This window comes from Microbulbifer sp. MLAF003, from assembly GCF_030012965.1.
GTDB lineage: Bacteria > Pseudomonadota > Gammaproteobacteria > Pseudomonadales > Cellvibrionaceae > Microbulbifer > Microbulbifer variabilis.
The window spans coordinates 4,565,280-4,587,456 of sequence record NZ_CP120232.1; the positions used below are offsets into that span (position 1 = coordinate 4,565,280).

Here is a 22,177-nt window from a genome sequence, read left to right on the forward strand (position 1 = left end):
TCACCTAAAATAGCAAGGCCAGGATCAGACCAGGGGTTCACAACCGGACCATAACCACTTATTCGCTGGCGTTATGGATTCCCATTTCACACAGAGCGGAAGAAGCGCGAACAATGGTCTCATTTCTGTCAGGTCCGGTAGAAACAATATCTACAGGCGCACCAACCAGCTCTTCAATGCGGGCTATATAGGCCTTGGCATTGGCCGGCAGATCTGACTCACGGCGTGCACCTTCTGTGGTCTCTTCCCAGCCGGGCATGCTTTCATAAACTGGCTCAACTCCCTCCCAGCCGGCGGCATCGAAGGGCACCGGAACTTCTTCACCGGCACTATTGCGGTAACCAATGCAGATTTTCACTTCCTCAAGACCATCGAGCACATCCAACTTGGTCAAACACAGGCCCGAGATACTGTTGATACGAATTGCATGGCGTACCGCCACCGCATCAAACCAACCTGTACGGCGCTGGCGGCCGGTAGTGGCACCAAACTCGTGGCCTTTCTCGCCCAGATGACGGCCCACTTCGCAGGCCAGTTCAGTTGGGAACGGGCCGCTACCAACACGGGTGGTGTAAGCCTTGGTAATACCCAGAACGTAATCGAGATAAAGTGGACCAAAGCCAGAACCTGTAGCGGTTCCACCTGCAGTGGTATTGGAGGAGGTTACATAGGGGTAAGTGCCGTGATCGATATCTAACAGCGAACCCTGAGCGCCTTCAAACAGAATATGTTCACCTTGTTCACGGGTCTTATGCAGGTGATCCGCAACGTCGGTAATCATCGGCATCAGCTGTTCACGCCAGATCTTCGCCTCCTCCAAAGTCTCTTCGTAACTCACCGGCGCCACTTGGTAATACTGGGTCAGAGCAAAGTTGTGGTAATCGATCAGCTCTTTGAGCTGGCTGCAGAAACTTTCCCAATTACACAGGTCGCCGAGTCGCAAGCCACGGCGAGCCACCTTGTCCTCATAGGCAGGACCAATACCCCGGCCGGTGGTGCCAATTGCCTTGTCGCCGCGGGCTTTTTCACGAGCCTGGTCCAGTGCCACATGCACTGGGAGGATCAGTGGACAAGCCGGCGACAGACGCAGGCGTTCACGCACAGGTACACCGCGCTCTTCCAGCGCCTTCATTTCCTTGAGCAACGCTTCAGGGGATAGCACCACGCCGTTGCCAATGAGGCAGGTTACGCTGGGGCGCAGGATACCGGAGGGAATCAGGTGCAGTACGGTTTTTTCACCATCGATCACTAGCGTGTGGCCGGCGTTGTGTCCGCCCTGAAAGCGCACTACCAGGGAGACCTGCTCTGTCAGCAAATCGACAATTTTGCCCTTGCCTTCATCACCCCACTGGGTTCCCAGCACTACTACGTTCTTGCCCATCTGTATAAATCTCTAACTCAGGTTTCTCTCGGCGGGTGCTTGGAGCCCCCGACATCAATGGATCTTGCGGTGAACACCGCACCTATACTGGCACTTCCACTGCGCCCGCCCTCAATCAGTCCCGCGGCTTTTTACTATCCAGGAACCACTTTCGAGCACCAGCTCGCGGTCGCAACGCGAGTGGAGATCACTGTCCGCGCCGTCGGACAAGGTAGCGATTACTACCTCTCCCTGCCTGCGCAACTCATCAACTGCATGCCAAAGTCCAACACCGTCCGGGCCACTGACTTCCGGCGCGAGAATGGCGCCACCCTTGGGCTCAGCTCTATTACCCAAGGTATTCAGGGCCACTAAATCACTACTAAAGCCAGTAGCCGGACGATCCCGTCCGAACACAGCACCTATACCGTTGTAACGCCCACCATTAGCAAGGGCTTGGCCATGGCCCGGACTATAGGCAGCAAAAACCAATCCGGTTTCATAGTCGTAACCACGCACTTCGCTCAAATCAAAAAACAGCTCTACCATCGGGTAGCGCTCTCCCAGCGCCTCGGCGACTTGGTACAAGTCGGATAGCGCTGCCAGGAGCGGCTCTGGAGCGCCGCTAAGCAACTCGCGGGCTCTCTCCAAGCAGTCCGAACCCCGGCAAGGCCAGGTAGCGCTTGCAACCAGTTCGCTACCTGCGCATCTGCAACGTTTGCAGCGACCCAACTATGCACATCGGCACTCGCCTTGTTCTGTAGCAGCGCCGACAACTCATCCTGCTGAACCTCACCCAATCCTGCCGCCTCGGCAAGACTGCGGTAAATGGCAACATGGCCCAGGTCCAGGTAAATCTGTTCAATCCCAGCGACCTGCAGGCTCTCCAGCATCAGGGAGATCACCTCTATATCACCACTGAGGCTATCCACACCAAACAGCTCCGCACCAACCTGAATTGGAGCCCTCGAGCCCATAGCAGTACGCGGTCGGGTATAGAGAACATGACCCGCATAGCACAGGCGGTTAGCGCCTACGCGGGGAAAACTGTGCGCATCAATACGCGCGGTTTGCGGAGTGATATCAGCGCGAATACCGAGAGTGCGGCCGGAGATCTGATCAGTAACCTTGAAGGTACTCAGATCCACATCACGCCCCATCCCGATCAACAGGGATTCGGTGAATTCCAGCATTGGCGGTATTACCAACTCGTACCCCCAGCAGGAGTAGAGGTCCAGCAGTTGGCGGCGCAGGGTCTCAACCTGAATGGCATCCGCAGGCAAAATTTCCGCGATGCCATCCGGCAACATCCAGCGATCAGCTTGAGTCATGGTGAAACGGGTTTATCAGGGTTAATAAGGCGAGCCAGCAGCTTCCACAAAAAAACCGGGCTAGGCCCGGTTTGCGTGATTTTAGCATCAAGTGCTGCTGGGAAGGTAGGGCTATTGGGGGTATTGATGACGACAGATTGGATTCGCCGAAAACGGCGAGCTGAAATGAGTAATCAGCTGCCGTTTAACCCCTAATAAGGTTTATTGCCCTTTAGGATCCTTCAGATAGCGGAAAAATTCACTGTCCGGGTCCACCAATAGCATGTCCGATTTACTCTGGAAAGACTCTTTGTACGCCTGCAAGCTGCGGGTAAAGCGATAGAACTCGGGGTTCTTGTTGTAAGCCGAGGCATAAATAGCCGCAGCTTCTGCATCGCCGGCACCACGCAACTCCTCAGACTGGCGATAGGCCTCAGACTCAATAACCACTTTTTGGCGGTCGGCATTAGCGCGGATGCGCTCACTGGCTTCCTGGCCTTTAGCGCGGTGATCCCGTGCTTCCAGCTCACGTCCGGCGCGCATACGCTGGAACACTGATTCGGACACTTCCGGTGGCAGGTCAATACGCTTAACACGCACATCAATCACTTCCACACCGAGGTTTTTCTGCGCTACCTGATTCAGGTTTTTTGTGATCTCTGCCATCAGCTCATCGCGCTCACCACTGACCACTTCGTGCAGGTCTCGCACACCAAACTGGTTACGTAATCGGTCATTGATCTGCTCGGACAGCAGGCGAACAGCGTTGCGCTCATCACCACGGGTTGCGATGTAAAACTTGCTCACATCGGAGATACGGTACTTAGCATACGAGTCCACCATCATGAACTTGTTTTCGCTATTAAGCATACGCACCGGGCTGGAGTCCACAGTCTGGATACGCGCATCAAATTTGCGCAGTTTCTCTGCAAACGGGATTTTGAAATAAAGTCCCGGTTCGTTATAGGTGCGTATCAGTTCACCAAATCGCAGCAGTACGCCCTTTTCAGTTTCCTTCACCACAAAAGCGCTGGAAGATACCACCAGTATGCCAACCAGCAGTATGGCAATGATTCCCAAAGTCTTGTTGTTCATTCCATCACCTCCTAGCGGACAGACTGGCTGCGACGGCCATTGGCAGCATCCTGGCGCAAACGCTCGACAATGCGCTGGTAGACTTCCTCAATCACGATCGGTGAGGTGTCTTTGCGCTGTACCGCCTTGCTGGTGCTTTCCTGGGCCAACTTGTCCAATGGCAAATACATCATGTTATTGCCACCTTCGACATCCACCATCACTTTCGAGGTGCTGGACATCACCTCCTGGACCGCATCCAGGTAGAGACGCTCGCGGGTCACTTCCGGGGCACGCTCATATTCAGCCAGCAATTTCTCGAAGCGAACCGCCTCACCGCGGGCACTCTCCACTACGCGGGCCTTATAGCCTTCTGCCTCTTCAATAATCCGCTGGGCCTGACCACGGGCCACCGGAATCACCTGGTTTGCATAGGCCTGGGCTTCATTCTGCAAACGTACCTCGTCTTCACGAGCCTTGGTAACATCGTCAAACGCATCCTGAACTTCGCGCGGCGCCTTGGCATCAGTCAGGTTAACCACATCGACACGAATTCCCGTCTGGTAAAGATCGAGGTACTCCTGAAGACGCTGTTGGGTATCTGTGGATACCTGGGTACGGTTTTGAGAGATAACGCCGTTTAAGGTCAAGGAGCCGACCACATGGCGCAGGGCACTGTCCGTGGCCTCTTGCAGGCTCTTCACAGGATCGCGCACACGCAGAACAAAGGATTCCGCATCACCAACCTGCCATTGCACGGTCAATACGACTTCAACGATATTGGCGTCTTCCGTCAGCATCTGACCTGTCGTACGCTCAGTACGCACCTCGGTCATATTGACCTTAGTGACACTATCAATCAGGGGCGGATTCCAGTGCAATCCCGCAGATTCTGTAGAGTGGTACTTACCCAGGCGTAATACTACTGCCTGTTCATTGGCGTTCACCTGATAGATTCCCAGGCCCGCATAGATTAATACGGCGACACCAATCACCAGCATCCAAGGAAAGTTGCCTGTACCAGTACTGGGGCTACCGCCTCCAAACAGACCACCTAACTTTTGCTGGACTTTACGAAATAGTTCATCAAGGTCCGGCGGTCCATCATTATTGCGATTGCCACCGCCACCACCCCACGGGTCTTTATCTTTACCACCCGGCTCATTCCAGGCCATCTAACTTACTCCAACTCTGATCATTTAAGCTTTGTCTCCGGCGGATTCTAGCATCCCCCGCCGGCAAAATATTGCCGCCAGGACTCAACTGGTGGCAAGTTTGTCGCAACCGTAGTTGCGCAGAAACCTTTCTCTATAGCACCAACACTATGACACCAGGAGCGCTAATATTCTGCCTCTCCATTGTCCTCCCCCTCACATTCTTGTGGTAACCACTCGGGGCCCTCACCATCGACGGTAAACTGGGCCAGCAGGCGCTGGAAGTCGCTACGCGGCAACAGCAGCTCTAATTCACAGTCGCCATTATCGCGATACACCTCACTTTGGATTGCGTTAACCTGGTAAAGCTGTGCTCGCAGTCGGGACTGTTGAGGTTTTACCACCAACAGACCACGCACCATCTGTTCTCCCAAGCGTTCAGCAATAGCCTCTATCAGAAGCTCACATCCTGCTCCAGTAGCTGCGGATAGCCATACCGCGCGCGGTATACCATCCTCATCACGATCGATACGGGGCTCACAATCGGCCAGGAGGTCAATTTTGTTATACACCAACAGCTGTGGCAGGTCCGCTGCGCCAATTTCTTCGAGAACATTCTGCACCTCCTCTATCAGATGCAGACGGTCTTCTGCCGAGGCATCTACCACATGCAGTAACAGGGTTGCCTGAGCAGCCTCCTCTAGCGTGGCACGAAATGCCTCGACCAGTTTATGAGGCAAATGGGAGACAAAACCAACCGTGTCAGCCAATACCATGGCGCCAACATTGGGTAATTCAACCCGGCGCATGGTCGGGTCCAGCGTAGCGAACAGCTGGTCACGCACATAAACTTCTGCATCGGTGAGGCGATTAAACAGAGTGGACTTGCCGGCATTGGTATAACCCACCAAGGATACCGTGGCCACATCCGCACGGGAGCGCGCGCGCCGGCCCTGCTCCCGCTGTCGCCTGACTTTCTCCAGGCGCTTTTCGATAGAATCAATCCTCGCACGCAACAAGCGGCGGTCAGTTTCCAGCTGCGTTTCACCTGGTCCACGCAGGCCAATACCACCCTTCTGGCGCTCCAAGTGAGTCCAACCGCGCACAAGCCGGGTAGCCATATGGCGTAGCTGTGCCAACTCTACCTGTAACTTACCCTCATGAGTACGTGCGCGCTGGGCAAAAATGTCCAGGATCAGTCCTGTACGGTCTAGCACCCGACATTTCAACTCACGCTCAATATTGCGCTCCTGACTAGGAGAAAGAATGTGATCAAAGATCACAAGCTCCGCGCCCTGCTCTTTTACCACCTGGCGAATTTCTTCCAGCTTACCGCGCCCGACAAAAGTTTTCGGGTCCGGCGTTGCGCGCTGGCCAAAAATAAAACTGACCGGATCTGCTCCGGCAGAGAGGGCCAACTCCTCAAATTCACGAGGGTCTTCGGGACTGTCGATTGCGGAGAGTTCTAGGTGAACCAGCACCGCCAGCTCACCGGATTCCGGTCGATCGAAAAACAATGGGAAATCTCTATATGCGGAAGTGGACAGCAATCCACCTTCCAGACTGAAGTGGCAGTGGGCAAGTCATTCAGGGCTCACCCGCTGCAGGCACCCCTCGTAAAGAGGCGCTGGTCAAAATAGGTGGCTTATCAGCTAAAGGATTCGCGCTCTCCGCCCTCACCGTTACCTTCACCACCGTGTTGTGCCGCCGGATTCAGCAAGGGCACACGCACAGCTCGGGACGGAACAACAGTGGAAATAGCGTGCTTATAGACCATTTGGCTAACGGTGTTTTTTAGTAACACCACAAACTGGTCGAAAGATTCAATTTGCCCTTGGAGCTTGATGCCGTTTACCAGATAGATAGAAACCGGGATACGCTCTTTGCGCAGTACGTTGAGGTAAGGGTCTTGTAAGCTATGCCCTTTTGACATCTTTTTCTCCTTGTCAAAAAGCTGAATGCGGTATGCAGGCCGCAATCGCATCCGCGAAGAGCGCGGATCAAAGAACGACTGAGGTTGAATACGCGTGTAAGTAGTGTAGTAGTAAGCCGGAAAAGGCCGGCCCTTTGAAAACTGACTGAATGAGCTTGTCGTTTATTAGCCCAACCACGTTATGGATGCTCAGGCGAGAAATTTCAAGGCTTCCGCCAATATTTCGTCATTCTCACGCACCCTGCCATCGGCATCCTGAGTATACAAAGTTTGCAGGTCTGGCCAGCGTCGCAACCAAGTCAGCTGTCGCTTGGCCAGCTGACGTGTAGCCGCAACACCCGCCGCAACCATTTCATCATAATCACAGCGGCCATCCAGGTAATGCCAAACTTGACGATAACCCACAGCGCGAATCGCCGGGAGGTCCTCGTGCAAATCATCCCGAGCACGTAGCCCACGCACCTCATCGACAAACCCGGCTTCAAGCATCCTCTTAAAGCGCAATTCAATACGCTGGTGCAGCAGCAACCTATCCCTCGGCATAATCGCCAACTGGCTCAGCTGGTAGCGTTTCTGTACCCCACTACCGGCCTGCTCGCGACGCAACTGGGACATGGGCACTCCGGTGAGACGGTAAACCTCCAGCCCTCTCTCGATTCGTACCGAGTGATTCGGATGTAACTCCGCCGCCAAATCCGGATCCACTTCAGCCAACTCTGCGTGCAGGGCTGGCCAACCCTCTTGTTCAGCACGAGCCTCAATTTCTGCACGCAATTGTGCATCGGCTTCAGGTAGTTTTGCCATACCTTCCAGGAGAGCACGGAAATACAACATAGTTCCGCCTACCAGAAGAGGGATCTTACCTGCTGCACTGATTTCGTCCATAGCTTCCAGGGCATCTTTTCGAAATCGACCTGCGGAATAGGATTCACTGGTATCACAAATATCGATTAGGCGATGAGGATAGCGCACTAACTCTTCCTGGGATGGTTTTGCGGAACCTAGATCCAGACCTCGATACACCAAAGCAGAATCCACACTGATCAACTCCACCGGCAGATTGTCCGCCAGCGCCATTGCCAGATCCGTCTTGCCCGATGCCGTGGGGCCCATCAGGAAAATTGCGCGGGGTTTGTCACCCAAAATGCGCTTGTTCAAATCACCACCTACTTCCAGTTCACGGCTACTGACCGCGCATAAACCACTTATCCATATCTGCCAGTTTAACCTGGGTCCAGGTGGGGCGGCCGTGATTGCACTGGCCGCTACGCTCGGTGCGCTCCATATCCCGTAACAGGGCATTCATTTCAGGCACCGTCAGACGGCGATTGGCACGCACTGAACCGTGGCAGGCCATGGTGCCAAGCACTTCGTTAATGCGCTCACCGATACGTTCACTATCACCCTGCCCCAATAAATCGGAAAGGACATCACGCACCAACTGCTCCACCTCCGCGCCATGCAACATGGTAGGCACTTGGCGCACCAGCAGGGTCTCAGGACCGGCGCGCTGTAATACAAAGCCAAGAGACGTAAAGACTTCACTGCGCTCCTCGAAGCAATCCGCTTCGCGCTGGCTTACTGCAAGACTCACCGGCACCAGTAACGGCTGGGCCTGGATACCCCCGGCAGCGTGAGCGACCTTCATCTGCTCGTAAACAATACGCTCATGGGCGGCATGCATATCCACCACAACCATGCCCTGCTCGTTCTGCGCGAGAATGTAAATCCCGTGCAACTGGGCAATAGCAAAACCCAGAGGTGGCGCCTCTTCTCCAGAACTTACTTCCCCCCAGAGGTGCCGGTGCCACCGCTGCCATACTGCCAGATTCAGCCCCCCTAGTTACAAGCTCAGCCACCGCTCCACTCCCTTGATAGGGTTGGTGCAAAGTACCGTAGGCCTTCATCTGCTGCTGCAGGTTTCCAGGAGAAGGTTTATTGCTCAGCGGCATCTTCTGCTGTCCGGCAAACTCCCCGGCCTGGATACCAGTAACTCTGTCTGCACTCGCAACTTCTGTATCCTCAGCCGCCTCCTCTACGGCCTCTTCACGCTGTCCTGGTCGCACATCAGCCAGGGCCCGGTGCAAACTGCCAAACAGGAAATCATGCACCAAACGGCCATCGCGAAAGCGCACCTCGTGCTTGGTTGGGTGCACGTTAACATCCACTGATGCGGGGTCCAGTTCCAAGTAGAGTACAAATGCAGGATGGCGACCGTGATAGAGCACATCGGCAAAAGCACGGCGCACCGCATGGCTCACTACCTTGTCGCGAATTGCACGGCCATTGACATAGAAAAACTGCAAGTCGGCCTGGGAGCGTGAGAATGCAGGCTCAGCCACCCAACCCCAGAGACGCAGACCATTTCGTTCCACATCAATATGCAGGGCATTTTGCATAAAAGCCGGGCCGCAAACCTGGGCAACACGGCGTTCCATTTCAACACGGCCACTGCCTGCTCGCAGGTTATGCACTCCTTTGCCGTTATGGCGCAAACTGATGGAGACATCAAAACGGGACAGGGCCAAGCGCTTAATGGTGTCATCAATGCGGTTAAATTCAGTCTTCTCGGTACGCAGGAATTTGCGTCTCGCAGGGGTATTAAAAAATAGATCACGCACATCCACGGTGGTACCGCGAGGGTGGGCAGCCGGGGATAGCTGCGCCTGCATATCACGCCCTTCTGCACTCACCTGCCAACCCTTGCCACTCTCATCACGGCTGCTGGTCAGCGCCAAGCGCGCTACTGAGGAAATACTGGCGAGAGCCTCACCGCGAAAACCAAGGGTCGCTACAGCCTCGAGGTCTTCCAACACATGAATCTTTGAAGTAGCGTGGCGGGCCAGAGCCATAGGCAGGTCTTCGCGTTCGATACCTTTACCGTTATCGCGCACTTTCATACGTTTGATACCGCCGCTATCGACATCCACCTCCAAACGCGTGGCACCTGCATCGAGACTGTTTTCCAGCAGCTCCTTGATAACTGAAGCCGGGCGCTCTACTACCTCGCCAGCGGCGATTTGGTTGGCAAGGCGGGGCGATAATTGCTGGATACGTTCGTGCATGACACTGGCCTGTTAACGCTTATTTGACCGGCCTGAAAGGCTATGGAATTCGATCTTACCCCGAGGGAATACTCAGGGTTTGACCCACGCGAATCACTGAGTTTTTAATGCCGTTAGCCCTCATTAGGGCTGTAACAGAGACATTATACCGCGCAGCTATCCCGGATAGTGTCTCACCTCGGGCAATTATATGACGCCGCGACTTGGTGCCCTGGTTAGCTGCTAGCCAAGTGCCTGCCGGTGGACGACGGCTGAAGTAGCCCACTATACCTTCGCTGAGTTTTTCTGCCATGCGCTGCTGGAATTTAGGGTCACTCAAGCGTCGAGACTCATAGGGATTAGTGATAAAACCTGTTTCTACGAGGATTGAAGGTACATCGGGATTACGTAGCTCTGAGAAATTTGCCTGCTCCACTTTCTTTTTGTGCAAATGGGTAAAACTACCCAGGGAGCTCAGTACGCTGGCACCAACGTCAAGACTCGCATTCATAGTCGCAGTCATCGACAGGTCCAATAACACCCCGGCAAGAGTATCATCCTTGTCATCCAGACTCAGGTCTCCCGCTCCCCCAATTAAATCAGACTCATTTTCTCGCTGGGCCAAGAAGCGAGCCGTCTCACTGGTCGCTCCTCGAGAGGAAACTGCGTAGACACCAGCACCACGAGCCTCTTTACGGGTAAAGGCATCGGCGTGAATCGAGACATATAAATCAGCGCGCATTTTGCGCCCTTTTTTCACTCGCTGTCTCAGGGGGATAAAATAATCACCTGTTCTTACCAATTTTGCGCTAAACCCCCGCTCTCGATCGAGTTCCCGCTGAAGTTTGCGCGCGATCGCCAGCACTACATCCTTCTCCCGCAGACCTCCAGGACCTAGAGCCCCCGGATCCTCGCCCCCGTGACCAGCATTTACAGCAATAACGATATCTCGTTCACTACTTACTTGTAGTAGAGTTTTTCTTGGTTTTCAACTTTGTCGTAAAGATCGATTACCAGTCGATCTGGTAATTTCTCGTGGCGACGCAGGGCAAAACTACGTGGATTGATCTGCTGTTTGAGATCGAGCACCACACGCAGATCTTTCTTGTTGTGGCGCGCGTGACGTACCTGAGCAATAGGGGTGTCTTTTAAATCCAGTGCATCCAACTGAGCTTTCAATTTGGTATCAGTAATATCCACCACTACCCGGTGTGGTCCACTCAGGGTAAAGAGCTTGTGCTCCGCCGGCCCACTCAAATCAAAAACCAGGCGTGTGTGATCCGGCGCACGCCACAGGCGTACACCTTCCACTTCTGCCGCCTTTAACGGCACTACTATCACCAGCCCAAAAATCAGGGCCAAAAGTGACCGCCACATCAAACTCATTACATCTCAGTCCTTTCGCTTATTGTTATTCACACACCCTCGAATTAAGGTCTGCCGATACTATTGCAGCAATTTTTCCAGCGTATCGAGCACTGCTGTGCCCTGTTTGGAGTGAGCAATCAGCAATAACTGTCTTCCGCTATCTGGCACCTCCAGGTCCAATTGCAAATCCGGCTCCGGTAAAACACCAGCACCGCGCTCCGGCCACTCCACCAGACTCAGACTGTGGGCAGCGAAATAATCCCGCACCCCCATAAACTCCAGCTCCTCGGCGTCACCCAGCCGGTATAGATCAAAGTGATAAACCCGTTGCGTACCCAGCTCATAGGGCTCCACCAACGTATAGGTGGGACTCTTTACTGCGCCGTCATGACCAAAAGCCCTTAACACGCCACGGCAAAAAGTGGTTTTCCCAGCACCCAACTGGCCATTCAGATACAGGGTCAGTCCATGCTGCAGGCCACTGGCCAGGCATGCGCGCCCCAGCGTCTCTCCACTGGCGACTGTTGCTTCTTCGTCCGCCAAATGTAATTTGAGTTCACTCACTATCAATCTACCAACCGTCGAATCCAAGGCAATAAATCGGTGGCCAACAAACCTCGCTGGCCATCCTCAGCAGCGCGATTACCGGCTTCTCCATGCAGCCAAACTGCCAGACGGGCCGCTTCAACCAGGGGCAGGTGCTGTCCGATCAGTGCAGCGACGATACCGGTAAGCAGATCGCCCATACCACCAGAGGCCATACCCGGATTACCGCTATTTATCAGATCTACACCACCATCGTGGGCAATCAGGGTACCTGCGCCCTTAAGTATCACCACACCACTGAACTTCTCCTGAACTGCGGCAGCTGCTTCACGGGGATCGACCAGTACATCGGCAGTGTCACAACCGAGCAGGCGTGCCGCCTCTCCCACATGGGGCGTCAGTACCCAATCATTCCGTTTCACGCCGGCCAATACCCGCCCTTCGGACAGGATATTTAACCCATCCGCATCCACCACTAATGGCACCTCTGCTCGCCCCGCGCGGGCTAACAGCTGTTCGCTCCAGGGCGAGCGCCCGAGGCCGGGACCAACAGCTATAACACTGGGGCCGTCCAGCAGTGGCTCCAGCTCCTGGCCGGAAATTACCGGATAAGCCATAACTTCAGGGCAACGAGTCAAAGCTGCAGAGAGGTGCTCAGGGCGAGTCGCCAGAGAAATCAGACCGGCTCCAGCCCGCGCGCTGGACTGAGCAGCCATAAGTGCAGCACCGCCAAAGCCGCTATCGCCTCCAACGATCAGAATATGGCCAAACTGGTTTTTAAAGCTGTCCGCAGCACGCACTGGCAAGCGTTTAATACCCTCCGCCGTGTAGCGGTGCACTGAGACATCAACATCACAGTAGGCCTGCGCTGGCGCGCCCAGATCCTCGAACTGGACCTCACCGCATAGCGCCGGGCCTCGACCACAATAGAGGCCGAGTTTGCGCCCGATAAAAGTCACTGTCATATCCGCATGTACAGCGAGGTCAGCGGTTCCCGTATCGGCGCTTAGACCGGACGGGATATCCACAGCCAATATCGGCCCAGGACTCTTCTTAATTCTCTCCACCGCATGGGCGACATCCTCGCGCAAAGCCCCACTAAACCCAGTACCAAGCAGGGCATCCACGATCAGGGTATTGCCATCGGCATTGTCCAACTCTGCTAAGGAAGTCAGCACCTGTACGCCTTCTCGAAGGGCATATTCACAGGCTTCTCGCGCATCACCTTTCAGCTTGCCCGGCTCAGTACAGGCATAAACCGTAACCGGGATCTTTTTCTGCGCAGCCAGGGCCGCAATCACATAGCCATCCCCACCGTTATTACCACCGCCACAAAAGACCTGTATTCGGCCAATATCGGGCCACTGTGCCTGCAAATGCTTGAAGGCCGCGCGGCCGGCGCGTTTCATTAATTGAATAGAGGGAATTTCCAGCGCAGCTATGGTTTGTCGGTCGAGTTCCCGTACCGATTCGGCACTGTACAGAGATTGAGGCGTGTCCATGCGGCTCCCGCAATGTGGTCAAGAATTCATCTGTGGCAAAATAGGCGATTGCATCGCTGTCAGTTGCTCTGTCAGCAGAGTATACCGCCCCGGCCAGTCAATGTGCTTGCCTGGGATATCGAGCCGCTTTTACCTATGACCGATTCACTGCTCGCAGAATTAGCCAACCTGATTAAAACCTGGGGGCGGGAGCTGGGCTTCCAGCAAGTTGGCATTACTGATTGCCAGCTGGAGGAGGATGGCGAGCGCCTACGCGCATGGATTGATGCCGGTTACAGCGCAGATATGGAATGGATGGGTGCTCATGGGGAAAAGCGCTGGCGCCCAGCACTCCTGGAGGAAGGTACTATCCGCGCCATCAGTGTGCGTCTCGACTACCTTCCACCGGATACCCAACCCATCAAAATACTGAAAGACTCCAGTAAAGCCTATGTCTCACGTTATGCCAACGGGCGCGATTACCACAAGCTGATTCGCAAACGCCTGGCTAACCTGGCCAAGAAAATTGATGCTTTTTGTGCCGAGCACGGGATCGAATCCAAAGGGCGTGCATTTACCGATAGCGCCCCGGTATTGGAAAGGGCATTAGCTCGCAAAGCCGGACTCGGCTGGGTGGGCAAGAACTGCCTACTGATTAACTCTAAAGCCGGCTCGTTCTTTTTCCTCGGAGAAATCTATACCAACCTACCGCTACCTATCGACGAAGGTGACTTCGTCGATGAGTGCGGCGACTGCGTGGCCTGTCTCCGGGTATGCCCAACCGATGCCTTTATCGGTCCTCGAACCCTGGATGCGGGCCGCTGTATCTCCTACCTGACCATCGAAAATAAAGGGCCGATACCCGAAGAATTTCGCGAGCCCATCGGAAACCGTGTATTTGGCTGCGATGACTGCCAGACGATCTGCCCCTGGAACAAATTCGCCAAACCCACCGCCGAACAGGATTTCCACCCACGCCACGGACTGGATAACGGCGAGCTGTTGGCACTATTCAACTGGAGCGAAGAGGAGTTTCTGCGCAAAACTGAAGGCTCCCCCATTCGCCGTATTGGTTACGAACGCTGGCAACGCAATCTGGCGGTTGCCCTCGGCAATGGCGAACCCGTCGATAGAGTCCTGGACACCCTGGAACAAGCGCGGCAAACCGCCACGCCATTAGTGCTTGAACATATTGACTGGGCCCTGGCACGCCTGCGTGGTGGCCGAAAGCGCAAGCGCAAGATCAAGCGCGCTCCCACCTAGACCGCGCAGCGACACGCAAAGCTAAGGGGCAAGAGTTAGAGACGAAAAAAAGTCTCGCGGTAATGGCGCAGCTCTCCGATCGAATCGCGGATATCATCAAGAGCCAGGTGGTTACTGTGCTTCTTTACCCCTTCCAGCACTTCCGGGCGCCAGCGCCTGGCCAGCTCCTTCACCGAACTCACATCCAGGTTGCGATAGTGGAAGTAGGATTCCAACTGCGGCATATATTTGACTAAAAAGCGGCGGTCTTGGCCAATAGAGTTACCACACATAGGGGACGCACCCTCCGGTACCCAGTGGCGCAAGAATTCAATAGTTTCACGCTCCGCTTCTCGCTCGGATATGGTCGACTCCTTCACCCGTGCTACCAGACCAGAACCACCGTGTTGTTCAGTGTTCCAATCATCCATTGCATTCAACAGAGCATCACTCTGATGAATTACCATTGCAGGGCCTTCAGCGAGAACATTTAGGCGCGAATCGGTCACAATGGTAGCAATCTCGATAATGCGCTCTTTCTCTGGATCGAGGCCGGTCATCTCCAGATCGATCCAGATCAGGTTGTTCTGATCCACAGGGGTCTCCTCAAACTTTCCGCGCAAGTTACCGTAACTACCCGGCAATAGCTATAATCCGCCGCTGATCCCCAGGTACCAATGCATGAGTAAACGCAAATTGAACCGGCGCCAGCAATGGCGTATCGCCAAAATCCAGCAGGAACGCGAGGCCCGCGCGCGCAAGCGCGAGCAGTCGGCGGAACAAGCGATGGATGAAGGTCAGCTGGCCCAGGAACAGACCGGCCTGGTGATCGCCAATTATGGCACCCAGATATTGGTAGAGAGTGAAAGTGATTCCTCCCTGCGCCAGCGCTGCCACCTGCGCGCCAATATTGAGACATTGGTTACCGGCGATCATGTTGCCTGGCGCCCGGCCACGAGTGACAGCGATGGTGGGTATGGTGTGGTCGGTGCACGCCTACCCCGTACATCGGAATTACAGCGACCAGATCGCTACGGCGATTTAAAAACCGTCGCCGCCAATATCGATCGTATTGTCATCGTTATAGCACCCTATCCCGAGCCCTTCGCCAATGCTATCGATCGCTACCTGGTAGCGGCAGAAACCACCGGCATTCCACCTATTTTATTGCTCAACAAAATCGACCTGATCAACGACAGTAACCGCGAAGCACTGGATGAGTTGCTGGCCCCTTACCCAGACCTGGGTTATCCGGTACTAAAACTCTCCACGAAAACCGGTGAGGGCTTACCCCAATTACTGGAAACCCTGGCCCTGGGCAGCAGTGTTTTTGTAGGACAATCCGGCGTGGGAAAATCATCATTGGTGAACGCACTGCTCCCAAGTGCCGGCGCACGTACTGGTGCGCTTTCACAAGCCACCTTGAAAGGCACGCACACCACTACTGCGGCGGAACTGTTTCACCTGCCAAGTGGCGGCGATTTGATAGACTCCCCTGGCATCCGTGAATTTGGCCTCTGGCATATGGAGGAAACTGCGCTGCTGGAAGGTTTTGTAGAGTTCCGCCCCTTTATCGGCCACTGTCGCTTTAGGGACTGCCGTCACCAGGGTGAACCCGGTTGCGCCATCCACAAAGCACTGTCCAGTGGCGACATCACCGAACGCCGCATGAACAGTTTCTTACACCTGCGCAACAGCCTGGAATCGGAGAATAAATTTTGAACCTGATTATCGAAGCGGAAGATCTCGCTGCCGAACTAGAGCGTGAGGAGCTGCTAATTGTCGACCTCAGCTCCAACCAAAACTATTTGAGCGGCCATATTCCCGGCGCCTTGCACCTGCCTTTCCAGGCTTTGATGGCCGGTACCCCTCCAGCGCCCGGTAAATTGCCAGACCTGGAACAATTGACCCGAATATTCCGCGCAATTGGCTTGCGCCCAGAAACCCATGTCGTCGCCTGCGACGATGAAGGAGGCGGCTGGGCTGGACGCTTTCTGTGGACCCTGGAGATGATAGGCCACCATAACTACAGCTATCTGAATGGTGGTATGCACGCCTGGCGCAGTGCTGGCCTGCCTCTCTCCACTGACGAATCACAAGCCAACCCCAGCGATATCGAAATATCCATCGATTCAACCCCGTCCATTGACGCCGAACAAATCCAGGCACAACTAGGCAACCCGGATTTCATTATTTGGGATGCGCGCTCACCGCAGGAATATTCTGGTGAACGGGTATTAGCCATGAAAGGTGGCCATATTCCCGGAGCTATCAACTGCGAGTGGACCCAGCTAATGGATCCTCAGCGCGACTTGCGTATCCGCACCGATGCACGGGAATTTCTTGCCAAGCTGGGAATTGACGACAAGCACAAAATCGTTACCCATTGCCAAAGCCATCACCGCTCTGGCTTCACCTGGCTGGTGGGTAAATCCCTGGGCTTTGATATACACGCCTATCCCGGTTCCTGGAGCGAGTGGGGTAACCTGCCCGATACACCGGTAGAACAGTAAGAATCATCAAGAAACGTTGTAATTCTATGAATCCAAAACTCTTTGCCACACTGCAGTACCTGACCCCACAGCATGCCTTTTCACGTGCTGCCGGCTGGCTGGCGAACACACAGATCAAATCGATCAAAGATCCCTTCACCCGCTGGTTTGTGGATAAGTACGGTGTCAATATGCAGGAGGCAAAGGAGACCGACTGTACCGCCTATCGCACCTTTAACGATTTTTTCACCCGCGAACTAAAAGAAGGCGTACGCCCAATCGTCAGCGGTGAGCACAGCCTTGCTTGCCCGGCGGATGGTGCCATCAGTCAGCTGGGAGGCATTCACAACGGCCGCATATTCCAGGCCAAGGGACACGATTACAGCCTGCTCGAACTTGTGGGCGGTGATCCGGAGCTGGCAGCACAGTTTAACGACGGCCATTTCGCCACAGTTTATCTGTCGCCCAAGGATTACCACCGTGTGCATATGCCTATGGCCGGCACCTTGCGCAGCATGATCTATGTGCCGGGCCAACTCTTTTCAGTCAACACAGTGACAGCGGAAAATGTTCCTCGCCTGTTCGCCCGCAATGAGCGGCTGGTGTGTGTATTCGATACTGCGGCAGGCCCCATGGCTATGATTCTTGTCGGCGCTATGATCGTTGCCGGTATCGAAACCGTATGGGCAGGCCAGGTAACCCCACACAAGCGCGATGTGCGTAGCACCAATTATCTAGACACCGCACCAATCCACCTGAAAAAGGGCGAAGAGATGGGCCGCTTTAAACTGGGATCCACCGTTATTATGTTGTTCGGCAAGGAGCAAGTGCGCTGGCTGGACTCATTGGATGCGGAAACCACCGTACGAATGGGTGAGCACTTCGGAAACCTTATCGCTGAGAATGACTGAACTTGAGAGGGGCGGCATAAACCGCCCATCGTGGATAGTCTGGGTAGTGAGTAGCAGCAGTTATTTCGCCAGGCGGGAAATCAAACGGGATAGCTGCCCATTACCTTTAAATAAATAAGTATCCCGCACCGCAGCAGTATCCACCTGGGGGTAAGCGCCGGGCTCGATATCACGCAAAATACTCACTTGCGCCTGAGCTCTCATCTTTCCTCGCTCAATCAGCTTCTTCGCACGATCCTCAGTCTCAGCCAGGTCGAGAAGGCGAGGTTTATTCAATTGGCGCTTGTTCTCATCCAGTACAATCATCACCTTCGGCCTAAGGCGACGATCGTAAGTTTGCTCCACTACCACGCCCACTTCACCATTGGAAAGCTCCACCTGGGTACCCGTTGGGTAAAGGCCTATCGCCTGAATAAACTCCACTACCAGCTGCTCCTGGTAGGCGATACCTCGCAAGTCATACAGGCCCGCCACGGCACGAGATGGAGCTATAGGTTCGCTAACACCACGGGGGTTAGTTGCTTCATCGTAAAAGGTCACAATCCCGCACATACGCGCTAACACGGGAATCTTGTCACCCCGCAGGCCTTTCGGATAACCACTTCCATCGTGACGTTCGCGGTGGCAGCGAACAATATTAATTACTTGTGGGTCCATCTGTACATCGGCAGCAAGCATATTCGCACTGTGCAGCACAAACTTTCGATACTCCAGCTCACTGCGTGGATCTCGTTGCTTCATCTGCAACACTTCCGCAGGGATAGCCAATTTACCGACATCCTTTAGAAGAGTCGCCACCCCCAGCTGTAATAGTTCACGTCGCCCTAAACCGATATGGCGGCCAAACAGTACTGCCCAGATACTCGCCCTCACCGAGTGGCTATAGGTATGCTCATCTTTATCCCGCACCCGAGCCAGCCAGGCGAAAGCATCGGGGCTGCGCAACACACTATCCACAAGGTCTTCCACCACCCGGTTGACCTGTTGTACCGGTAGCGGCCGGTTGCTCGCCACTAACCCCATCACCTGCCCCATGCCCTGCAATATCTGCCCATGCAGTTTGCGTGCATTACTGGCTTCGCGCCGGGCAGGCTGTGGCGGAGGGTATGCTTTGTGAGAAATTGCCACTGGACGACAGGGGACAGTAACGCGGGGGTGCGACCTTCACCAACTATACCAGCACCGCTGCCACCGACCAGGCGGCGTAGGGTCGCACCAGCACTACCAACGGTCTTGTGAACATCTACATAGACAAAGCGGCAGCATTTTTGCAGCTGCCGTATTTCCTCCAGGTCGCGGATATAAAAGCCCTGCAGCGCAAAGGTGTTCGTGTCCAGGGCCTGTCCAGCCTGGAAACAAACATGCCGCGCTGTAGGTCACCGACGGAGATTTTTGCCTGTTCGATTGCCACTTGGAGAGGTGCCGACCACTGAGATAATTTTCTGAAAGCCGCCCAATGCCAAGGAGCAGGGTGCCTAACTCGGAACCCTCTGGGCAGGCGCACATTTATATCACGGAGAGATATTGGCGAGCACCCGCCCAAAGTGAGACTGCATTCACAGACTCAGACACTAGTTACCACCATTAAGCGTGATACTTCGCAGAAAGCTCTACTACCGCCTCAATCATGGCACCGGCATGGGCGGGATCGACCTTTGGAGTAATTCCGTGACCGAGGTTAAATACATGGCCACTACCATGACCGAATGCCTGCAGGATAGTTTCCACTTCCTGGCGGATACGCTCGGGGCTGGCATAGAGGACTGAGGGATCAAGGTTACCCTGTAGGGCAACTCGTTCACCGACACGGGCACGGGCACTGCCAATATCTGTAGTCCAATCCAGGCCCAATGCATCGGCACCAGTTTCCGCCATCGCCTCCAACCACTGCCCACCGCCTTTGGTGAACAGGATGGCGGGCACACGATGGCCGTCGACCTCCTTAATCAAGCCGCCCAGGATACGCGCCATATACTGCAGGGAGAACTCGCGGTAGGCACTGTGGCTCAGCGCTCCACCCCAGGTATCAAAGATCTGTACAGCTTGGGCACCGGCACGTATCTGCGCATTCAGGTAGTCGGTTACAGAATCGGCCAATACTGATAGCAGCTGGTGCATCAACTCAGGACGGTTATAGAGCATTTCTTTGCAGCGAGCGAAATCTTTGCTGGAGCCACCCTCAATCATATAGGTGGCCAGAGTCCAAGGACTACCGGAAAAACCGATCAGTGGTACACGCCCATTCAGCTCTCGGCGAATGGTGGACACGGCATTCATCACATAATCCAGGTCCCGCTCGCTGTTAACCACTTCCAGTGACTCAATATCTGCCGCAGTGCGCAGAGGCTTGTGGAATTTCGGGCCTTCGCCCTCAGAAAAATAGAGGCCCAGCCCCATGGCATCGGGGATAGTAAGGATATCGGAAAATAGGATTGCCGCATCCAGAGGGTAGCGCTCCAAAGGTTGCAGTGTCACCTCGCAAGCCAGCTCGGTGTTGCGGCACAGGTCCATAAAACTACCAGCTTCGGCACGGCTGGCACGATACTCTGGCAGATAGCGACCCGCCTGGCGCATCATCCACACTGGTGTTCGATCCACAGGCTGGCGTAGCAGGGCGCGAAGGAAACGATCGTTTTTCAATTCGGGCGATTTAATATCAGACATAAGCACACCGAGCGGGCTAAAAAAGCGGCCATTGTACAGGGGGCGGGGCCACTATAAATAGAGTGGCAAAAATATAGCGGTGCGCAGCCTTGAGCTGATAGGGAAGATCAACAAAGAAAAGTATGGAGAGGGGTGTCACCCTCTCCTATCCTGCGAGGTCCATCAGATATCCAGGTAGTCGAGGATACCCTCACCGGCCTGACGCCCCTCCCAAATAGCGGTAACCACCAAATCGGAGCCGCGCACCATATCACCGCCGGCGAAGACCTTCTCATTTGAAGTCTGAAACTTGTACTTCTGCTTTTCCGGAGCGACAACGCCACCCCAATCGGCGACTGCAATATTGTGTTCAGTAAACCACTCCGCGGGGCTCGGGCGGAAGCCGAAGGCAACCAATACAATATCGGCGGGGATCACTTCCTCCGATTCAGGCACAACTTGTGGGCGACGGCGGCCATTCTCATCTGGCTCACCCAATTTCGTTGTCACCACCTTAACTCCAGAGACCTGGCCGTCACCGACAATTTCCACCGGCTGGCGGTTAAATAGGAATTGCACCCCCTCCTCTTTGGCATTGGCCACTTCTCTGCGGGAGCCGGGCATATTTTGTTCGTCGCGGCGGTAGGCGCAGGTGACGCTCTTGGCACCTAGGCGAATGGAGCTGCGATTACAGTCCATAGCGGTATCACCACCACCGAGTACCACCACACGCTTACCCTCCACAGGAACAAATTCCGAGGGGTCTTTCTCCCACCCCATATTGCGGTTCACATTGGCCACCAGAAATGGCAGGGCATCGTGAACCCCAGGGAGGTCTTCACCAGGGAAGCCGCCCTTCATATAGTTGTAGGTACCCATTCCAAGGAATACCGCATCGTAATCGCTGAGCAGTTGCTCGAAGGTGATGTCCTTGCCCACTTCGGTATTGAGGCAAAACTCCACCCCCATCTCCACAAAAACCTCGCGACGCTTCTGCATCACTGACTTTTCCAGCTTGAACTCTGGGATACCGAAAGTAATTAAGCCGCCGATCTCCGGGTGCTTGTCGAATACTACCGGCTGCACACCATTGCGCACGAGAATATCGGCGCAGCCCAGGCCCGCGGGGCCGGCACCAACAATCGCAACCTTCTTGCCCGTTTTTTCCACATGACTCAGATCCGGCCGCCAGCCCAGCGCAAAAGCTGTATCGGTAATATACTTTTCCGCATTCCCGATAGTTACGGCACCAAAACCATCATTAAGGGTGCAGGCACCTTCACACAGGCGATCTTGTGGGCAAACGCGGCCACAGACTTCTGGCAACGTATTAGTTTCATGGCAAAGCTCTGCCGCCTCAATCACATTCCCCTCGCTGATTAGCTTCAGCCAGTTGGGAATATAGTTGTGCACCGGACACTTCCATTCACAGTAGGGATTGCCACAGTCCAGGCAACGGTGAGCTTGGCTAGCTACCTGATTCTCACTGAAGGGCTGGTAGATTTCTACAAACTCATTAGTGCGAGTAATGACGTCCTTCTTTGGCGGATCGATGCGGGATACGTCGATAAACTGGAAATCGTTATTCAGTCTGTCTTTCATATTGTTTCTCCACCCCA

General features: G+C 54.6%; 20 protein-coding genes and 2 pseudogenes. 4 read left to right on the forward strand and 18 right to left on the reverse strand.

The annotated features are described in order from the left end of the window. Positions 1 to 58: 58 nt before the first annotated feature. The 13 genes and pseudogenes from P3339_RS21745 to P3339_RS21800 form a co-directional block, all read right to left on the reverse strand. Positions 59 to 1,381 carry an adenylosuccinate synthase gene (locus tag P3339_RS21745; protein ID WP_282951876.1) on the reverse strand — a complete coding sequence of 441 codons (1,323 nt, stop codon included), beginning with the start codon at positions 1,379 to 1,381 and terminating at the stop codon, positions 59 to 61. 111 nt (positions 1,382 to 1,492) lie between these two features. Continuing rightward, a complete protein-coding gene (locus tag P3339_RS23845) occupies positions 1,493 to 1,777 on the reverse strand; it encodes a hypothetical protein (RefSeq protein ID WP_502867340.1) in 285 nt (94 codons plus the stop codon). 6 nt (positions 1,778 to 1,783) lie between these two features. After that, a pseudogene (locus P3339_RS21755) lies at positions 1,784 to 2,691 on the reverse strand (ATP phosphoribosyltransferase regulatory subunit); the annotation flags it as partial. A 201-nt stretch (positions 2,692 to 2,892) separates the two neighbouring features. Beyond that, positions 2,893 to 3,765, reverse strand: a complete 873-nt coding sequence (hflC, locus tag P3339_RS21760; RefSeq protein ID WP_020413620.1) for a protease modulator HflC — start codon at positions 3,763 to 3,765, stop codon at positions 2,893 to 2,895. Between the two features lie 11 nt (positions 3,766 to 3,776). Next, on the reverse strand, positions 3,777 to 4,919 hold the full coding sequence (hflK, locus tag P3339_RS21765) for an FtsH protease activity modulator HflK (protein WP_020413621.1): 1,143 nt from the start codon (positions 4,917 to 4,919) through the stop codon (positions 3,777 to 3,779). A gap of 164 nt (positions 4,920 to 5,083) precedes the next feature. After that, positions 5,084 to 6,415, reverse strand: coding sequence for a ribosome rescue GTPase HflX (gene hflX, locus P3339_RS21770; RefSeq protein ID WP_020413622.1), 1,332 nt, complete (start codon positions 6,413 to 6,415; stop codon positions 5,084 to 5,086). A gap of 131 nt (positions 6,416 to 6,546) precedes the next feature. After that, positions 6,547 to 6,831: an RNA chaperone Hfq gene (hfq, locus tag P3339_RS21775; protein ID WP_020413623.1), complete on the reverse strand. Its 285-nt coding sequence runs from the start codon at positions 6,829 to 6,831 to the stop codon at positions 6,547 to 6,549. Positions 6,832 to 7,020: 189 nt separating this feature from the next. Then, positions 7,021 to 7,944, reverse strand: a complete 924-nt coding sequence (gene miaA / locus P3339_RS21780) for a tRNA (adenosine(37)-N6)-dimethylallyltransferase MiaA (protein ID WP_040628948.1) — start codon at positions 7,942 to 7,944, stop codon at positions 7,021 to 7,023. A gap of 70 nt (positions 7,945 to 8,014) precedes the next feature. Beyond that, a pseudogene (gene mutL / locus P3339_RS21785) lies at positions 8,015 to 9,896 on the reverse strand (DNA mismatch repair endonuclease MutL). A 55-nt stretch (positions 9,897 to 9,951) separates the two neighbouring features. Then, positions 9,952 to 10,821: an N-acetylmuramoyl-L-alanine amidase gene (locus tag P3339_RS21790; RefSeq protein WP_353056945.1), complete on the reverse strand. Its 870-nt coding sequence runs from the start codon at positions 10,819 to 10,821 to the stop codon at positions 9,952 to 9,954. A gap of 14 nt (positions 10,822 to 10,835) precedes the next feature. Further along, entirely contained in the window at positions 10,836 to 11,237 is a 402-nt protein-coding gene (locus P3339_RS23680; protein ID WP_353056857.1) for an AMIN domain-containing protein, read from the reverse strand. A gap of 84 nt (positions 11,238 to 11,321) precedes the next feature. Beyond that, entirely contained in the window at positions 11,322 to 11,807 is a 486-nt protein-coding gene (tsaE, locus tag P3339_RS21795; protein WP_282951879.1) for a tRNA (adenosine(37)-N6)-threonylcarbamoyltransferase complex ATPase subunit type 1 TsaE, read from the reverse strand. A gap of 2 nt (positions 11,808 to 11,809) precedes the next feature. Then, a complete protein-coding gene (locus P3339_RS21800; protein ID WP_282951880.1) occupies positions 11,810 to 13,291 on the reverse strand; it encodes an NAD(P)H-hydrate dehydratase in 1,482 nt (493 codons plus the stop codon). A 135-nt stretch (positions 13,292 to 13,426) separates the two neighbouring features. On the opposite strand from P3339_RS21800, the gene queG reads away from it, so the two are divergent. Continuing rightward, the gene (gene queG / locus P3339_RS21805; RefSeq protein ID WP_282951881.1) at positions 13,427 to 14,533 is read left to right on the forward strand and encodes a tRNA epoxyqueuosine(34) reductase QueG; all 1,107 of its coding nucleotides are present in this window, start codon (positions 13,427 to 13,429) and stop codon (positions 14,531 to 14,533) included. Between the two features lie 35 nt (positions 14,534 to 14,568). Here the strand turns inward: queG and orn are convergent, their stop codons facing one another. Further along, on the reverse strand, positions 14,569 to 15,108 hold the full coding sequence (orn, locus tag P3339_RS21810; RefSeq protein ID WP_020413630.1) for an oligoribonuclease: 540 nt from the start codon (positions 15,106 to 15,108) through the stop codon (positions 14,569 to 14,571). Positions 15,109 to 15,193: 85 nt separating this feature from the next. Between orn and rsgA the strand changes: the two genes are divergently transcribed. From rsgA to asd, 3 genes are read left to right on the forward strand one after another with little or no spacing between them, the layout of a single operon-like run. Beyond that, on the forward strand, positions 15,194 to 16,234 hold the full coding sequence (gene rsgA, locus P3339_RS21815) for a small ribosomal subunit biogenesis GTPase RsgA (protein ID WP_282951882.1): 1,041 nt from the start codon (positions 15,194 to 15,196) through the stop codon (positions 16,232 to 16,234). Beyond that, on the forward strand, positions 16,231 to 17,025 hold the full coding sequence (locus P3339_RS21820; RefSeq protein ID WP_020413632.1) for a sulfurtransferase: 795 nt from the start codon (positions 16,231 to 16,233) through the stop codon (positions 17,023 to 17,025). Before rsgA ends, P3339_RS21820 begins: the two co-directional genes overlap by 4 nt. A gap of 26 nt (positions 17,026 to 17,051) precedes the next feature. After that, positions 17,052 to 17,915 carry an archaetidylserine decarboxylase gene (asd, locus tag P3339_RS21825; protein WP_020413633.1) on the forward strand — a complete coding sequence of 288 codons (864 nt, stop codon included), beginning with the start codon at positions 17,052 to 17,054 and terminating at the stop codon, positions 17,913 to 17,915. A 60-nt stretch (positions 17,916 to 17,975) separates the two neighbouring features. On the opposite strand, the gene P3339_RS21830 is transcribed toward asd, so the two are convergent. The 4 genes from P3339_RS21830 to P3339_RS21845 form a co-directional block, all read right to left on the reverse strand. Beyond that, positions 17,976 to 19,043, reverse strand: coding sequence for an HD-GYP domain-containing protein (locus P3339_RS21830; protein ID WP_282951883.1), 1,068 nt, complete (start codon positions 19,041 to 19,043; stop codon positions 17,976 to 17,978). A gap of 115 nt (positions 19,044 to 19,158) precedes the next feature. Continuing rightward, positions 19,159 to 19,278, reverse strand: a complete 120-nt coding sequence (locus P3339_RS23685; RefSeq protein WP_353056946.1) for a hypothetical protein — start codon at positions 19,276 to 19,278, stop codon at positions 19,159 to 19,161. 221 nt (positions 19,279 to 19,499) lie between these two features. After that, a complete protein-coding gene (hemE, locus tag P3339_RS21840) occupies positions 19,500 to 20,579 on the reverse strand; it encodes a uroporphyrinogen decarboxylase (RefSeq protein WP_282951885.1) in 1,080 nt (359 codons plus the stop codon). Between the two features lie 162 nt (positions 20,580 to 20,741). Beyond that, positions 20,742 to 22,160 (reverse strand): glutamate synthase small subunit GltD family protein, encoded by a 1,419-nt coding sequence (locus P3339_RS21845; RefSeq protein WP_282951886.1) that lies wholly within the window; start codon positions 22,158 to 22,160, stop codon positions 20,742 to 20,744. Between the last annotated feature and the right edge of the window lie 17 nt (positions 22,161 to 22,177).